13 protein-coding genes are annotated in these 15,582 nt (G+C 69.2%); 2 read left to right on the top strand and 11 right to left on the bottom strand.

The features are described 5' to 3' along the window. Positions 1-116 precede the first annotated feature (116 nt). From JAO81_RS33035 to JAO81_RS32985, 11 genes are all read right to left on the bottom strand, one after another. On the bottom strand, positions 117-2,207 hold the full coding sequence (locus tag JAO81_RS33035) for a hypothetical protein (RefSeq protein ID WP_199551656.1): 2,091 nt from the start codon (positions 2,205-2,207) through the stop codon (positions 117-119). A 134-nt stretch (positions 2,208-2,341) separates the two neighbouring features. Then, positions 2,342-3,838: a bifunctional cytidylyltransferase/SDR family oxidoreductase gene (locus tag JAO81_RS33030; RefSeq protein WP_199551655.1), complete on the bottom strand. Its 1,497-nt coding sequence runs from the start codon at positions 3,836-3,838 to the stop codon at positions 2,342-2,344. 307 nt (positions 3,839-4,145) lie between these two features. Beyond that, entirely contained in the window at positions 4,146-5,591 is a 1,446-nt protein-coding gene (gene obgE, locus JAO81_RS33025) for a GTPase ObgE (protein ID WP_199551654.1), read from the bottom strand. Between the two features lie 135 nt (positions 5,592-5,726). Then, positions 5,727-5,981, bottom strand: coding sequence for a 50S ribosomal protein L27 (rpmA, locus tag JAO81_RS33020; protein ID WP_165331510.1), 255 nt, complete (start codon positions 5,979-5,981; stop codon positions 5,727-5,729). Between the two features lie 14 nt (positions 5,982-5,995). After that, on the bottom strand, positions 5,996-6,316 hold the full coding sequence (rplU, locus tag JAO81_RS33015; protein ID WP_165331511.1) for a 50S ribosomal protein L21: 321 nt from the start codon (positions 6,314-6,316) through the stop codon (positions 5,996-5,998). 197 nt (positions 6,317-6,513) lie between these two features. Continuing rightward, entirely contained in the window at positions 6,514-7,113 is a 600-nt protein-coding gene (gene rfbC / locus JAO81_RS33010) for a dTDP-4-dehydrorhamnose 3,5-epimerase (RefSeq protein ID WP_199551653.1), read from the bottom strand. A gap of 24 nt (positions 7,114-7,137) precedes the next feature. Further along, complete coding sequence (locus JAO81_RS33005; RefSeq protein WP_199551652.1) at positions 7,138-9,144, bottom strand: glycosyltransferase; 2,007 nt, start codon at positions 9,142-9,144, stop codon at positions 7,138-7,140. Positions 9,145-9,149: 5 nt separating this feature from the next. After that, a complete protein-coding gene (locus JAO81_RS33000) occupies positions 9,150-9,968 on the bottom strand; it encodes a class I SAM-dependent methyltransferase (protein WP_199551651.1) in 819 nt (272 codons plus the stop codon). Positions 9,969-10,064: 96 nt separating this feature from the next. Then, positions 10,065-10,955, bottom strand: a complete 891-nt coding sequence (rfbD, locus tag JAO81_RS32995) for a dTDP-4-dehydrorhamnose reductase (protein ID WP_307813997.1) — start codon at positions 10,953-10,955, stop codon at positions 10,065-10,067. After that, the gene (gene rfbB, locus JAO81_RS32990) at positions 10,952-11,953 is read right to left on the bottom strand and encodes a dTDP-glucose 4,6-dehydratase (protein WP_199551650.1); all 1,002 of its coding nucleotides are present in this window, start codon (positions 11,951-11,953) and stop codon (positions 10,952-10,954) included. The genes rfbD and rfbB overlap by 4 nt, the downstream gene beginning before the upstream one ends. Further along, entirely contained in the window at positions 11,950-13,017 is a 1,068-nt protein-coding gene (locus JAO81_RS32985) for a glucose-1-phosphate thymidylyltransferase (protein ID WP_199551649.1), read from the bottom strand. Before JAO81_RS32985 ends, rfbB begins: the two co-directional genes overlap by 4 nt. Positions 13,018-13,224: 207 nt before the next feature. Here JAO81_RS32985 and JAO81_RS32980 point away from each other — a divergent pair, with 207 nt between their 5' ends. Both JAO81_RS32980 and JAO81_RS32975 read left to right on the top strand, forming a co-directional pair. Continuing rightward, entirely contained in the window at positions 13,225-13,821 is a 597-nt protein-coding gene (locus tag JAO81_RS32980; protein ID WP_199551648.1) for an N-acetyltransferase, read from the top strand. Positions 13,822-14,012: 191 nt separating this feature from the next. Then, entirely contained in the window at positions 14,013-15,509 is a 1,497-nt protein-coding gene (locus tag JAO81_RS32975) for a hypothetical protein (protein ID WP_199551647.1), read from the top strand. Positions 15,510-15,582: the final 73 nt, after the last annotated feature.

Below are 15,582 nucleotides of genomic sequence, written 5' to 3'. Positions count from 1 at the left end.
GCTATTTTCCCAGTGCGCCACACCCCAGCAGACATCGGGCGTCCCACGCCAAAGGCGCCCCAGGCGGCCTTCCGCCGGCCTGACACGCCTTGGCTTCCCACCGGCTCGTGCCTTCGTCAGGCCGGCACCTGACCGCCCTGATCCAGCGTCCCGGTCTGCTGCCGGGGGATGGCCGCCAGCTCGAGCGAGGCGGCCGCCTGCCGCTCGTTACGGGCCTGCGAGCCGGCCGCGAGGGCGTCGACCGCGGCGTTGAAGCGGTCGATGGAGGGCACGTCGTCGGGGCCGAGCAGGTACTGCCGCAGATCACGGCGCGCTTCGGTCTGCGGATCGGCGTCCGCGTCCCGGACAGCCTCGAGGAGCTCGCCGAGCCGGCCCGCCTTGTTGTCGAGGATCACGGCGGCGCGGACAGCGGTGTTGCGGCGCTTGAACTCCTCGGTGCCGAGCTCCGCGGAGTCGGTCACCGCGTACGGCTTGCCGCTGGCGATGAAGTCGGAGACCACGCTGGAGATGTCCGAGACCATGGCGTCGGCCTCGTTGAAGCAGTCGTACAGACGCGGCTCGGCGCCGGTGACGATCTTGTGCTCCCAGACCGGGAACGAGCGCCAGTACGCGGCGTTCCACTCCTCCTTGAGGCGGCGGACGTCGGCTTCACCCTGCGGGTCGGACACGGCGTCACGGGAGGAGACGGCCTCGTCGCCCTCGCTGTCGGACGCGGTGCCCAGCGTGGCCAGGCGCGCCTCGATCCGCGCGAGCTCGGCGCGGGCGCTCTGCACCGCAGCCGAGTCGGTGACCCACTTGGGGTCCGCGGCGCGGGCGGCGGCAGCCTTCTCGATCATGGCGGAGATCCGCGCGTGCGCCGCCGCCGCCTTGCGGCTGCGGGTACCGGTGAACGGGTGCGGCTTGTAGACCACGCGTACCGGCGGCTCGGCCGTGAGCAGTCCGCGCACGATGTTCTCGCCGGCGAGGATCAGGGAGGTATTGCCCGGGTTGTCGTCCCAGCCCTCCCAGGTCGGGGCGTAGAGCACGGTCGGGCAGTCCCCGTCGAAGTCCGGCTGCCAGGCGCCCTCGGCGGTGCGGATCGGCGCCAGCTGCGGACGGCCCACCTCGACGATGTCCTGGTCGAGCACACCGACGTCGGCGATCGCGTAGCGGTCGCGGCCGGCCCGGCCGGCCGTCCACACCTCGTCGTACACCTTGCTGTACGGGTTGACGCTGGCGATCTTGTCGCTGTCGCCGTGGCCGATGAACACGTGCTTCATCGTCGGTACGCGCAGCAGGTGGATGTTCTTGCCGACGTTCGCCGCGTACAGAGCGACCCGCACGGTGGACAGGTCGAGGTTCATCAGGTGCACACCGCCCGGCACGCACACCACCGGCACGGAGGTCGGCGCGAGATTCCGCAGGATGACCTGTTCCCGGAGGATGATCATCGGGCGCGTCCGAAGGTTCTCCATGGTCTCGAGCCACATGTTGACCTGGTACGCGGACTCCTTGGAGCCCGAGAAGTACAGCACGGTCTCCGGCTGGTACTCCCGCAGCCATTCGTCGACTCCGGCGAGCACGACCTCCGCGCGCGGCGGCGTCTTCGACCCGCGCAGGAACGGCACCAGGACGGCCGTGTACGCGAAGGCGAGAACGAAGGTGACGGCCGTGCCGATCACCCCGTACACGAGAGATCCGGTCTTCGCCGAGACGAGCAGACCGATGAAGGCGGCGAGGTCGAGGTGGAGCACCTTGCGCGCGGAGGAGCTGAGCAGCCACTCGGGCGGGGCGTCGGGGATCGGAATCCGCGCGAGGTCCACGTTCCGGGTGACGACGGGCAGCCTGCGGCGCGCGCGGATGAGGGTGACCAGTGCTCCGTGCGCGGCCTGGAAGGAGTAGAAGAACAGGAAGCAGGCGATGGCCAGGTAGACCGGCCCGTCCCCCAGATCCATCCTGGTCAGCAGCAGCACGAGCGTGAGCTCGCGCAGCAGGAACCGGATCGAGAGTCCCGCGCGCACCTTGGCGAGACGGTTGATGAGATAGCTGTCCCGCTCGTGAAGGTAGTGGTCCGTCACATAGGTGACCGCGGCGACGACCGCGAACGCCTCGAGGCTGGGCACCAGCGCGAACACGACCAGCAGGGCATGGCCGAGGCCCATCAGGGCGGCGGCGATCAGCTCGGCGAAGCTGCCCACCCGGGCTAGGCGGATGGCAGTGGAAATCACGGAACGTACTCCTGTGGGGCTACTCATGTGACTCGTGAACAGGGCCTGCTGCTGCTTGTCGCGGTGGGGCACGGGCACGGCCCTTGAAGGCCGCCAATGCGCTTCAAGGGCCGTGCCGCAGTTCCGGCCGTGCGCTACATGTCTTCCTGGCGGTCGAGGACGGCCGCGAGCGCCTGCTCGAATCCCGAGGCGGCCGCGGCCTCGCGCGTCGGGTCCTGCTGGCGTACGTCGATGACGTGCCCCGTCATGGCGGAGACGAGGACGTCGAGAGAGGCGCGGGCCACCGCGTCCGAGGTGAGCAGGGAGCCGGCCGGCTCCTGCCCGAAGGCCTGGGTGCGCATCGGGGTCGCCGTGCGCTCGGGGTTGATGCAGTTCACGCGGATGCCGTCGCCGGCCCACTCGTCGGAGAGCGCCTGGGTCAGGTTGACCATGGCCGCCTTCGTGGAGGAGTAGAGGCTGTACTCGGCACGGCCGCGCGTGTAGCTGCTGGAGGTGAAGAGCAGCAGCTGGCCGTTGGTCTCGGCCAGGTACTTGTACGAGGAGCGCGCGATCTGCACCGGCGCGAGGTAGTTGACCTTCAGCGCTTCCTCGATGGTCGCGTTGTCGGCCTCGTCAAGGCGGCCGATGCGCAGCACGCCGGCCGTGTTGATGACGTAGTCGATCCGGCCGGTCTGCGCGTACGCCTGCGAGAGCGCGTCGTCGACGTGCTCCGGGTTCTCCACGTGGGTGCCCGTGCTGGAGCGGCCGAAGGGGAAGACCGTCGCCCCGTAGCCCTCGGCGACCTTCGCGATGTCCGCGCCGATGCCGTACGAGCCGCCGAAGACCACCAGGGTCTTGCCGGTCAGCAAACCTCGGTAGGCCTCCTCGTCGGCCTGCTGCGGAGCCGCCGTCGAGGCGAGCTGGAACAGCTTGTCCGCGATGAAGACGTCTACCGGCTGCGTCACCTTCATGTTGTACTCGTCGCCCGCCACGACGTGGATCGGCACGTCCGGCAGGTAACGCAGCACGACCGAGCAGTCGTCGGTGGCCTGGAAGTTCGGGTCACCCGCCGCGATCTCGTAGGCCCTGCGGATGGTGGAGAGCTTGAAGGCCTGCGGCGTCTGGCCGCGGCGCAGCCGCGAACGGTCCGGGACCTCGGTGATGAACTCGCCGTCCTCGCCGTGGGTGCGCGTGACGATGATGGTGTCCGCGGAGGGAATCGCCACGTCGACGGCCTGGTAACGCTCGAGGGCGGTCACACAGTCGGCGATCACGCGCTGCGAAAGCAGCGGGCGCACGGCGTCGTGGAAGAGGACATTGCGGTCCTCGCCCTCCGCGAGGCCCTCGCCGAGCGCGGCGATGGCGCGCTCGGTGGTCTCGTTACGGGTCTCCCCACCCTCGATGATCTTCGAGACCTTGGTCAGCCCGGCCTTCGAGACGATCTTCTCGACGTCCGGGACGAACCCGGGAGCCATCAGAACAATGATGTCGTCGATGGATTCGGCCTGCTCGAAGATGGACAGGGTGTGCTCGATGACCGCCTTGCCGGCAACCTTCAGCAGCTGCTTCGGGATGGAGAGACCCACCCTCTGCCCCGTGCCACCGGCCAGGATCACGGCGGTGGTACGGGTTTTAACTATGTGCTCGGACACGGTTACCTACCTCGGGGTGACAGGAGACCAAGAGATGCTCTCACCCGGCGTTTACGCGGTGCAAGGCGATGGCCACCGGGCCCACGGTCGCCCGCAACCCCTGGTTCACCTTATTTGCGGGGTTTCTGGCACTTTCGGCCCCCTCTCGGGGTGACTGACTCCACATTTCGGACATTCGCGATTGTGACCCGCTCCACAGGCGGGAGCCGGACTCATGCGGTGGAGCCCTTTCGGAAAGCAAGACGCTCCCTGAACCGGATTCGGTTCAGGGAGCGCACGTCTCACCGCTGGAACGCCTCGAAGCCGTCTAGAACGCCTCGAAGTCGTCGAACTCCGCCTGCGCCTCGTCACGGGCCGCCTGCTTGTCCGAGCGCCGCTGCGCCGCGGGACGCGGCGCGTCGAAGCGGTGGTCCTCACCGCGGCGCCCCAGCATCTCCGCACCGCTCATCATGGACGGCTCGAAGTCGAAGACGACCGCATTGTCCTCGGGACCGATCGCCACGGCGTCGCCCGTCCGGGCGCCCGCCTTCATCAGCTGGTCCTCGACACCGAGGCGGTTGAGCCGGTCGGCCAGGTAGCCGACGGCCTCGTCGTTGTTGAAGTCGGTCTGACGCACCCAGCGCTCCGGCTTCTCGCCGCGCACGCGGTAGACCTGCTCGCCGTCGACGTCCTCGAGCTTGACGGTGAAGCCCGTTTCGTCCACGGCCTTCGGCCGGATCACGATCCGCGTGGCCTCCTCGACGGGCTTGGCGGCCCGTGCCTCGGCGACCACACCGGCCAGCGCGAACGACAGCTCCTTGAGCCCCGTACGCGCGACGGCGGAGACCTCGAAGACGCGGTAGCCGCGGGCCTCCAGGTCCGGGCGGACCATCTCGGCGAGGTCCTTGCCGTCGGGGACGTCGATCTTGTTGAGGACGACGATGCGGGGACGGTCGCCGAGCCCCCCGTACTGCTTGAGCTCCTCCTCGATGATGTCGAGGTCGGAGACCGGGTCGCGCTCGGACTCGAGGGTGGCGGTGTCCAGGACGTGCACGAGCACCGAGCAGCGCTCGACGTGCCGCAGGAACTCCAGGCCCAGGCCCTTGCCCTGGCTGGCGCCCGGGATCAGACCGGGCACGTCGGCGATGGTGTAGACGGTCGAACCGGCCGTCACCACACCGAGGTTGGGCACCAGGGTGGTGAAGGGGTAGTCGGCGATCTTCGGCTTGGCGGCGGAGAGCACCGAGATCAGCGAGGACTTGCCGGCGCTCGGGTAGCCGACGAGCGCGACATCAGCGACCGTCTTGAGCTCGAGCACGATGTCGCCGAAGTCGCCGGGCTCACCGAGCAGCGCGAAGCCGGGCGCCTTGCGCCGGGCCGACGCGAGCGCCGCGTTGCCGAGGCCGCCGCGGCCGCCCTGGGCGGCGACGAAGGTGGTGCCCTGGCCGATCAGGTCGGCGAGCACATTGCCCTGCTTGTCGAGGACAACGGTTCCGTCCGGCACGGACAGGACCAGGTCCTCGCCCTCCTTGCCGGTCCGGTGGTCGCCGGCGCCCGGCTGGCCGTTGGTGGCCTTGCGGTGCGGGCTGTGGTGGTACTCGAGCAGCGTGGTCACGGACTGGTCGACCGTGAGGATCACATCGCCGCCACGGCCGCCGTTGCCGCCGTCCGGGCCGCCGAGCGGCTTGAACTTCTCCCGGTGTACGGAGGCACAGCCGTGGCCCCCGCTACCCGCGGCGATATGCAGCTCGACGCGGTCCACGAAGGTGGTCATGGTTCGGTGCCTCCAGATACGTACGGAATGTCTTGCTCGCTGTGTTCAATTAGAAACACGGCAAAGGCGGACCTGCTTCCCGCCAGGGGAAGTAGGTCCGCCTTCGACAGTTTCGCTCTACGGATCCCTGAGTGCTCAGGCAGCCGGAACGATGTTGACGACCTTGCGGCCACGGTGGGTACCGAACTCCACCGCACCGGCGTTCAGCGCGAACAGGGTGTCGTCCTTGCCGCGGCCGACGCCGTTGCCCGGGTGGAAGTGGGTGCCGCGCTGGCGGACCAGGATCTCACCGGCGTTGACGACCTGACCGCCGAAGCGCTTCACGCCGAGCCGCTGAGCATTGGAATCGCGACCGTTCCGAGTGGACGATGCGCCCTTCTTGTGTGCCATCTCTCCTCAGTCCCTTACTTCGCAGCCGTGGGGATCTCAGTGACCTTGATCGCCGTGTACTGCTGGCGGTGGCCCTGACGACGGCGGTAGCCGGTCTTGTTCTTGTAGCGAAGGATGTCGATCTTCACACCCTTGTGGTGGTCCACGATCTCAGCCTGGACCTTGATGCCGGCCAGCACCCACGGGTCGCTGGTCACGGACTCGCCGTCGACAACGAGCAGCGTAGAGAGCTCTACGGTGTCGCCAACCTTGGCGGTGGAAATCTTGTCAACCTCAACGATGTCGCCCACAGCAACCTTGTGCTGGCGACCACCGCTGCGCACGATGGCGTACACGCGGATCTCACTCTCTGACTCGAAGCGGGTCCTCGCAGTCCAGCCGCCCGCAGGACGGACGGCCTCTCCTGGCGATCGATGCCGCCGGGAGGCTTCCGGCGGCTTCTTTTCAGAAAGGCCGGAAGGAAAAGGGTTTACGAGGTGATGGCGCGAAGGAACACGCCGACGGTCTAGGTTACGGGGCCCCGCCCGGGGGGTCAAACCGGCCTGCGCAGACCCTCCCGGTACCCGGCACAGCTCTCGTACGCGGGCAGCAGGCCCTGCCGTTCGGCCTCGGCCAGCGTCGGGGCCTGCGCGTCCTTCTCGGACAGCAGCGTCTGTACGTCCGCGGGCCACTCGATGCCCAGGTCCGGGTCGAGCGGGTTGATCCCGTGCTCGCGGCCGGGCGCGTACCCCTCCGAGCAGAGGTAGACGACGGTCGCGTCATCGGTGAGCGCGAGGAAGGCGTGCCCCAGGCCTTCGGACAGGTACACGGCGTGGTGCGTGACGTCGTCGAGGCGGACGATCTCCCACTGCTTGTACGTGGGCGAGCCGACCCGGATGTCCACGACCACATCGAGCACCGCGCCGCGTACGCACTTCACGTACTTCGCCTGGCTGGGCGGGACATCCGCGAAGTGGATCCCGCGCAGGGTGCCGCGCCTGGACACCGAGCAGTTGGCCTGGGCCAGGTTCAGGTCCTGGCCGGTGGCCGCACGGAAGTCACCGCCCCGGAACCACTCGTGGAAGCTGCCGCGCTCGTCGGGAAAGAGCTTCGGCTCGTGGATCCAGGCACCTTCTATGGACAGAGGTCGCATGATCTTTGTTGGTTCCTCGCCGTTCTACTTCTTGAGTGCGCGCCGCAGGTCGCGCCGGATCCGGCCGGCCACCCGGCGCCACAGGGGACGTTTGCGTGCGGTCCTGCGCCGGCGGCGCTCCTCTGCCTGCGCCTGGGCCGCGGCCTGCCGTGCCATCTCGGCGGCCGCCTCCCGAGAGGCGTCGGCATTGACCGAAGCGCTCCCGTCGGCCGTCAGGTCGAGAGCGAGCGGCAGCGCCGTCCAGCAGGGAGTTCCCCGCTCGGCCGACGGCAGTCCGGCCTCGAGGCGTACCGTCCCCTTGGCCGCCCCGGGGCGGGGTAGACCTGCCGCCAGGACGGCCCCCTCGGGTGCGGGCCGCAGGGTGGCTTCGACATCGACCGCCGCCCCGCCGTCGGCGGGCTGGTACCGCAGCCACCCGGTCTCCGTCTCACGCACGGTGAGCGGCAGCGTGAGCTCGATCGTGCCGTCGGTGAACCGTGCGTGCTCCGGTGCGATCCGCAGCACCTCGCGGTCGAACTTCTTGGTGGCGTGGTCGACGTCGAGCGAGAGATTGCCGGGACCGTCGGTCCAGTACGGCAGGACCAGCCGGCTGGGGGTGCCGCAGAGCGCCGCCCGGCGGCCGTTCTCGGCCGCCTCCGTGTGCACCGAGCCGACGCGGGTCTCCTTGGCCCAGCCCGACCAGACGATCCGGATGACCACATCCCAGATCCCCGGACCGAGAGGTGCCCCGTTGGCCGCCGTCTCCGGATCGACCGAGGCATCGGCCCGCAACGCGACGTGGAAGGTGCCGTCCGCCCCCGGCACGCGTTCGTACGCGGACTCGGCGGGCTGGAAGAACTCCGCCGCCGTGGCACGCTCCCGCAGCAGCAGGTCGACCTTGCTGCTGCGCAACGGGACGGGAACGTCGACGCCGAGGTCCGACAGGGCCGTCAGGCGGTCCTGTCCGTCCTCGGTACGGAACGTGAGGGGTTTCCCGTTCACCAGGTACTCGGCGGCGACCGCGATCCGCAGCGCGCCGTCCTCCCAGCGCAGCTGCTCGATCCGGCCGCTCGGCCGCACCCGCGCCTCCCAGCGCGCGAGCTCCTCGACCGCGTCGAGGCGGTCGTCGGCGAGGAGCACGGCGACCGCCTGCTGCTGCGGGGGCAGCCCGGCAGTGACACCTGGGCCGAAGCGCTCGACGGCGACGGCCCGTGCTTCGGCGAACAACTCACGCCGGAAGTCCTCGTCCATGGCCAGGAACCGGCTCCCGCGCAGCCGTCCCACGATCTCGTTGCGCAGCCAGCGGCGGTACAGGCGGCCGCGCAGCGGGCCGGGCCCCGTGAGGCGTTCGACCACGTCGAGCGCCTCACGCAGGTTCTTGAAGTAGCCGACGGGATCGAAGCGTTGGAAGCCCGCGTTCGATCCGTCCTCGCGCTTGATGTGGTAGTAGCAGAGGTAATCGCTCAGCACCGCGACGCCGGCGGCGAGCAAGTAGGCCTCCGCCACGAAGACATGGTCTTCGAGCCGGCGGCGCCCCTCCATGAAACGGAGGTTGTGCCGGTCGAGGAACTCCTTGCGGAACATCTTGTGCGGCGTGAGGCTGTCGATCAGCGGCGCGTTCTCCACCGAGGCGCGCGGCCGGTTCACCCGGAACAGTTCACGCGGTACCGGACGCCCCTTGCCGGCCATCTTGCCGATGACGATATCGGCCTCATTGGCCACGCCATAGTCGTACATCCGCTCCAGGGCCTCGTCGCCGAGCCAGTCGTCATTGTCGACGAACATGACGAACTCGCCTTGCGCGGCGGCGATTCCGACATTGCGCGGCTTCCCGGACCAGCCGGAGGGCTCCTGGTGGATGACGTGCATGTGCGGGTACTCGGCCGCCAGGGCGTCCAGGCGCGCCGGTGTCGAGTCGGTCGAACCGTCGTCGACGAAAATGGCCTCGTACTCGTCGTCCGGCAGACTCTGCCGGAGAAGCGACGCAATGCAGTCCTCGACGTACTCACCCGGGTTGTAAACGGGGATGACCACGCTCACCTTGATGGTCACGTCCGCTACGCCTTGCCGTATCGCGCCTTGAGGGCGTTCTTCTTGTTCGAACCCTCGGCGTTCTTACCCTTCTCGATGATCACGAGATTGTGGTAGAAGTGCATGCCCACGATATTGAGATCCGTGTAGCTGGGCTCGTAATCCTCGGTGACGAATTCCTCATAATTGAGACCGTCCGTCAGGCGCTTCAGCAATCCCATGCTGGTGTTGGGGGCATTCAGGTCCTCGCTGCCCATCCACTCGGGCCAGTACGAGGACTGGGTGTCCTCGACGGCGTAGATTCCGCCGTCCCGCAGCAAGGGGAAGAGCGTCTCGAACGTCGTGATGACGTGCGGACTGCGGTGACTTCCGTCGTCGATGATGACGTCCAGAGTGCCGATCTTCTCGGCGATACTCGTCAGGGACGCGGGGTCGGACTGGTCGCCGATGAACGTCGTGATCCGGTCCTGGTCCACGAACGACTTGTCCTCGATGTCGACGCCGAAGATCTGCGCGTTCGGGAAGAAGTGCTTCCACATACGCAGGGACGCACCGCCCTGGCCGGCGCGGTTGTAGCCGCCGATACCGATCTCGAGCAGGTTCATCGAGTCGTTCTTCAAGTGCTGAAGGTGATGCTGATAATGCTTGGCGTAACGGTGGGCGCCCCACTTATCCGTCTTGAAATGCTGTGCCAGCTTGCACAAGTCGTCGGATATCGCCGCAACACCGGTGGGGGACTTGGCCACAGGGCCCGAGATCTTGCGCTTGGCACGGCGGAGCGCCTGCCAGCCTTTCTCGCCCACAACGCGCTTGACCGTCTTTTTCGCAGTGGATTGTGCCGACACGGTTCTGACTCCTGTCGTGCAGTCAACTGGGTTGAGTTCGCATGAACTTACTGGTTTGACTCGTCGTCCGTAAACAGTTTCGCTGCCTTGGGTGGATCAACCCGGCCCGGCACCGCGCACCGCCGTGAACGCCCGTCCGAGCGCCTCCCGCCAGTCCCCGATCGCCTCGATGCCCGCGGCCGCCCAGCGCTCGTGCCCCAGCACGCTGTACGCCGGCCGCGGCGCCGGGCGGACGAACGCCTCGCTCGTGGTCGGGCGGACCCGCGCCGGGTCGGCGCCGAGGAGCCGGAAGATCTCCTGCGTGAGCCCGAACCATGTCGTCTCGCCGCTGCTGGTGCCGTGGTAGACCCCGGCCGGAGCGGTGCCCGCCAGTGCGCCCTGCCCCAGCCGCACCAGACGGTCGGCCAGATCGACGGTCCACGTGGGCTGACCGCGCTGGTCGTCGACGACGTCCAAGGTCTCCTTGACGGACTCGAGCTTGATCATCGTACGGACGAAATTGCCGCCGCCCGCGCCGTACAGCCACGCCGTACGGACCACGAATCCGCTGTCGGGGAGCGCCGTCAGGACCGCCTGTTCGCCGGCCAGCTTGGTGCGGCCGTACGCGCCGCGCGGGCCCGTCGGCGCGTCCTCCGCGTACGGCTTGTCGGCGTCGCCCGGGAAGACGTAGTCCGTGGAGACGTGCAGGAGAACGGTGTTCAACTCCCGGCAGGACTCGGCCAGATGGCGCGGTCCGTCCCCGTTGATCCGCAGCGCCTCGTCCTCACGCGTCTCCGCGTCGTCCACGGCGGTCCAGGCCGCGCAGTTGACCACGACGGCCGGACGGTGCTCGGCCAGGACGGCCCGTACCGCGGCGGGATCCGTGATGTCCAGGTCGGCACGGGTGACTCCGGCGGCGGGGATACCCGCGGTCGCGAGGCGGGCCAGGACGTCCTGGGCGAGCATGCCGCCCGCGCCGGTCACCAGCCAGCCGCCTATGCCGCTCACAGGGCCGCACGCTCCTTCAGCGGCTCCCACCAGGCGCGGTTGTCGCGGTACCACTGGACGGTCTCGGCCAGGCCGTCGGCGAAGTTCTTGCGGGGGACGTAGCCCAGTTCCTCGCGGATCTTGGTGCAGTCCACCGAGTAGCGCCGGTCGTGGCCCTTGCGGTCCTCGACGTACTCGACGCTCTCGTCCCAGCTCGCACCGCAGGCTTCGAGCAGCAGCCCGGTGAGCTCCTTGTTGGAGAGCTCGGTGCCGCCGCCGATGTTGTAGACCTCACCGGCGCGGCCCTTCGTCCGCACGAGCTCGATGCCCTGCACGTGGTCGTCGATGTGCAGCCAGTCGCGGACGTTGGCGCCGTCGCCGTACAGCGGGACCTTCTTGCCGTCGAGCAGGTTGGTCACGAAGAGCGGGATGACCTTCTCGGGGAAGTGGTGGTGCCCGTAGTTGTTGGAACAGCGCGTGACGCGCACGTCCAGGCCGTGCGTGCGGTGGTACGACAGCGCGATCAGGTCGCTGGACGCCTTGGCCGACGAATACGGGGAGTTGGGCTCGAGCGGATGGGTCTCGGGCCAGGAGCCCTCGTCGATCGAGCCGTAGACCTCGTCCGTGGAGATGTGCACGAAGGTCTTGATGCCGGCCCGGTGGGCGGCATCGATCAGGGTGTGCGTGCCCACCACGTTCGTACGGACGAACTCGGCGCCGCCGTCGATGGACCGGTCGACGTGCGATTCCGCGGCGAAGTGCACCACCTGGTCGTGCTCGGCCATCAGCTTGCCGACGAGCTCCGGGTCGCAGATGTCGCCCCGCACGAAGGCGAAGCCGGGGTGCTCGCGCACCTCGTCGAGGTTGGCCGGGTTGCCCGCGTACGTCAGCTTGTCCAGGACGGTGATCGAGACGTCGCCGGGGCCTTCGGGGCCGAGGACGGTACGGACGTAGTGGGAGCCGATGAAGCCGGCGCCACCGGTCACGAGGATCCTGGCGGGTGTGGAGCGTGCGGTCATGAAGAGATCTGCACCTTGCTGTGATCACCGAGCACGAGCCGGTGGGCGGAAGGGTTGCGGGGCGCCGGTGTCACCTCGACATCGCGGCCGATCAACGAGGCCTCCACCCGGCGCACGCCGGTCACGGAGGAGCCGGAGAGGACGATCGAGTACTCGATCTCGCTGTCCTCTATGCGGCAGTTCTCGGAGACGGAGGTGAACGGGCCGATGTACGCGTCACTGATCACGGAACCCGCGCCGATGACCGCGGGCCCGACGATCCGGCTGCCGCAGACCTTGGCGCCGCGCTCGATGCGCACCCGGCCGATGATCTCGGTGCGCTCGTCGACCGTGCCCTCCTGGAGCGGTTCCAGGGTCTCCAGGACGGAACGATTCACCTCCAGCATGTCGGTGACGTTTCCGGTGTCCTTCCAGTAGCCGGAGATCGTCGTGGAGCGCACGTCGCGCTTGCCGTCGATCAGCCACTGGATGGCGTGCGTGATCTCCAACTCGCCGCGCCAGGACGGCTCGATGGAGCGCACGGCCTCGTGGATCGCCGGGGTGAACAGGTACACACCGACGAGCGCGAGATCACTCTTCGGCTTCTTCGGCTTCTCCTCCAGGCCCACCACCACACCGGCCTCGTCGAGCTCCGCGACGCCGAACGAGGTGGGGTTGGGAACCTTCGTGAGCAGGATCTGCGCGTCGGGCCGCTCGGCGCGGAACTCCTCCACCAGAGCGGTGATGCCGCCGACGATGAAGTTGTCGCCCAGGTACATGACGAAGTCCTCGTCGCCGAGGAAGTCCTGGGCGATCAGCACGGCGTGGGCGAGGCCCAGCGGCGCGTCCTGCGGGATGTACGTGACGTCGAGTCCGAAGCGCGAGCCGTCCCCCACGGCCTCTCTGATTTCGTCCGCGGTGTCCCCGACGACGATGCCGACCTCGCTGACACCCGCGTCGGCGATCGCCTCGAGGCCGTAGAAGAGCACGGGTTTGTTGGCGACCGGCACCAGCTGTTTGGCCGAGGTGTGCGTGATGGGGCGCAGGCGGGTGCCCGCGCCTCCGGACAACACGAGCGCCTTCACGTATGGCCCCCCATACTTCGCAAGTGACGGGGATCCTGTCCCCATGGTGTCAGAACTCACAGTCAGGCTCGGGCCCTTACCTTAGCCTCACCCATGGTCGAAGATTCACAAGCTTCGCCCCTTCATTACTTGGTTCGACGCCTTCCCCAGGCTCGTCGGCCCACGCGTAAGCTCGCCGGGCGAGCGCATATGGAAAGGCAGAAGCCAGTGAACTACCGGGTCCAGCCCACCGCCCAGGTCGACGAGACCGCAGAGATCGGCGCCGGGAGCAGCGTCTGGGAGCTTGCCCAGATCCGCGAGGGAGCCCGTCTCGGCGAGGGCTGCGTGGTCGGCCGCGGCGCCTATGTGGGCACCGGCGTGCAGATCGGCGACAACGTCAAGCTGCAGAACTACGCCCTCGTCTACGAGCCCGCGGAGCTGGCCGACGGTGTCTTCGTGGGCCCTGCGGTGGTCTTCACGAACGACCACAACCCGCGCTCCGTCGACCCCGACGGCAAGCAGAAGCGCGGCGGCGACTGGGAGGCCGTCGGCGTGAAGGTCGCCGAGGGCGCCTCCATCGGCGCGCGCTCGGTGTGCGTCGCCCCGGTCCGTATCGGCCGCTGGGCCATGGCCGCGCCCGGCGGGGCCGCCACCAGGGTTGTGCCCGCCTCCGCCCTGGCCATGGGCGCCCCCCCCCGCCGGCCCGGCGGGGTGGGCCGGTCCGGCGTCAAGCTCGTGGAGCGTGCGGCGGGGGTGTGGGAGTGCCCGCAGACGGGGGCTCGGTACGAGGAGAAGGACGGGACGCTGACGGAGCGGCCGGCCTAGCAGCCGCTCCCCGCCTCGGGAGCGCACCATGAGCGCTCCCGGGGATCGAACCCGTGCCCATCCAGGGCTTCCGCTCGGCTCCGAAAATCCGTACGGTCCGAGTCTCTGCGCCGACCATGGAGTTCACCGTGCCGACACCGGATGTTTCTGATGGCGGGCTCACAGGCATAGCCGGATGGGCCGTCTCCCGCATGGGCCGGGTCCCCCGCCCGTTCCTCGCCGAACGGGTCCTCGGCGTCGTGGCCCACCGCGAACGGGACGCCCGCCGCAAGGCCGATCTGCTCGCCGAGGCCGCCCAGGCCCGGCTGGCACAGGGGTACGTCCCGCGGCATCTGCGCCAGGCCTACGCCGCCGAGCTGGCCTGGGCGGACGCGGAGTTCGCCGCCGGCCGCAAGAAGGAGGCCGCCGCCTCGCTCACCAAGGCGCTGATGCTGGCCTTCCACCGCGTGGCCCACCTCGACAACGGCGCCTCGCCCCTGGCCGAGGACCCCACCGCGTTCACCGGGCCGCTGCGCCGGAGCAAGACCGCCCGTGCGCTGCGCAAGGCGCGCGGCCGCAAGAGCCCGGCGGCCGCTCCCGAGGCGGGCCGGCCGGTACGGCTCCTGATCGCCCACAGCAACAACGCGAACTTCCTGGGCCCGCTCCTGCAGCGCTACGAGCAGGACCCGGAGGTCGAGCTCCGGCTGCTCAACACCGCTGCCGACCCCGAACTCAAGCCCCTGTCCGGAGGCGTGGGCAGGCTGGTGCGGCACGCGGTGGCCGGGGACGGCGCGTACACGCGGGCGGCCGAGGCGGCGCTGCGGCCGCATCTCGACTGGGCCGATGTGGTCTTCGTCGACTGGTGCACGGCCGCCGCGACCCTGTTCACCCGGGTCGACCCGGGCACCACCCGGATCGTCGTCCGGCTGCACAGCTTCGAGGCCCTGGGCTACTGGCCCCATCTGGCCGACTTCTCCCGCGTCGACGACCTGGTCTTCGTCAGCGAGCATCTGCGCGAGCTGTGCGTGGCGGCGATGCCCCGCCTGGCCGAGCCGGACGGGCCCCGGCTCCATGTCGTCTCCAACGTGGTTCCCCTGGACCGTTTCGCCCTGCCCAAGAAGCCCGACGCGCGCTTCACTCTGGGGCTCGTCGGCACCAGCCAGGTCGCCAAGGACCCCCGCTGGGCGCTCGACGTCCTGAAACTGCTGCGCCGCAAGGACCCCCGTTACGTGCTGCACACCATCGGCAGCCCGCTCGGCGCCGCGGGATCCGCCGCGACCGCCCGCTACCACGAGGCCTTCCTCGCGGAGCTCGGCCCGCTGGAGGCCGAGGGCGCGGTACGGCGGATCGGGCAGACCGACGATGTGCCGGGCGCGCTTCAGGAGGTGGGCGTGATCCTCAGCACCTCGGTCCGCGAGAGCTGGCACGCCGGTCTGATCGAGGGCGCGGCCAGCGGGGCGGTGCCGGTCGTCCGCGCCTGGCCGTCCTTCGCCGGCAAGCCGCCCGGCGCCCGTACGCCCTTCCCCCCGTCCTGGATCGCCACGACCCCGGCCGAGGCCGCCGAGCGGATCCTCGCCGCCACAGGCGCCGAGGAGAGCTGGCTCGAGCTCGCCCAGGAGGCCTCCGCGCACGCCTCGGCCACCTGGGACCCGCGGTCCCCGCTGGCGGACTTCGACCGGATCCTGCTCGGCGGTCGCGGCGAGGCCTAGGCCCTGATCCACAAGACAGACCTGGCCGCGGCCGAACGCGAAGTGGGCCCGCACAGCAGCACTGTGCGGGCCC

Source organism: Streptomyces sp. N35, assembly GCF_016464295.1.
In the GTDB taxonomy this organism is placed as follows: domain Bacteria; phylum Actinomycetota; class Actinomycetes; order Streptomycetales; family Streptomycetaceae; genus Streptomyces.
This window is presented reverse-complemented; position numbering and strand designations above follow the sequence as displayed.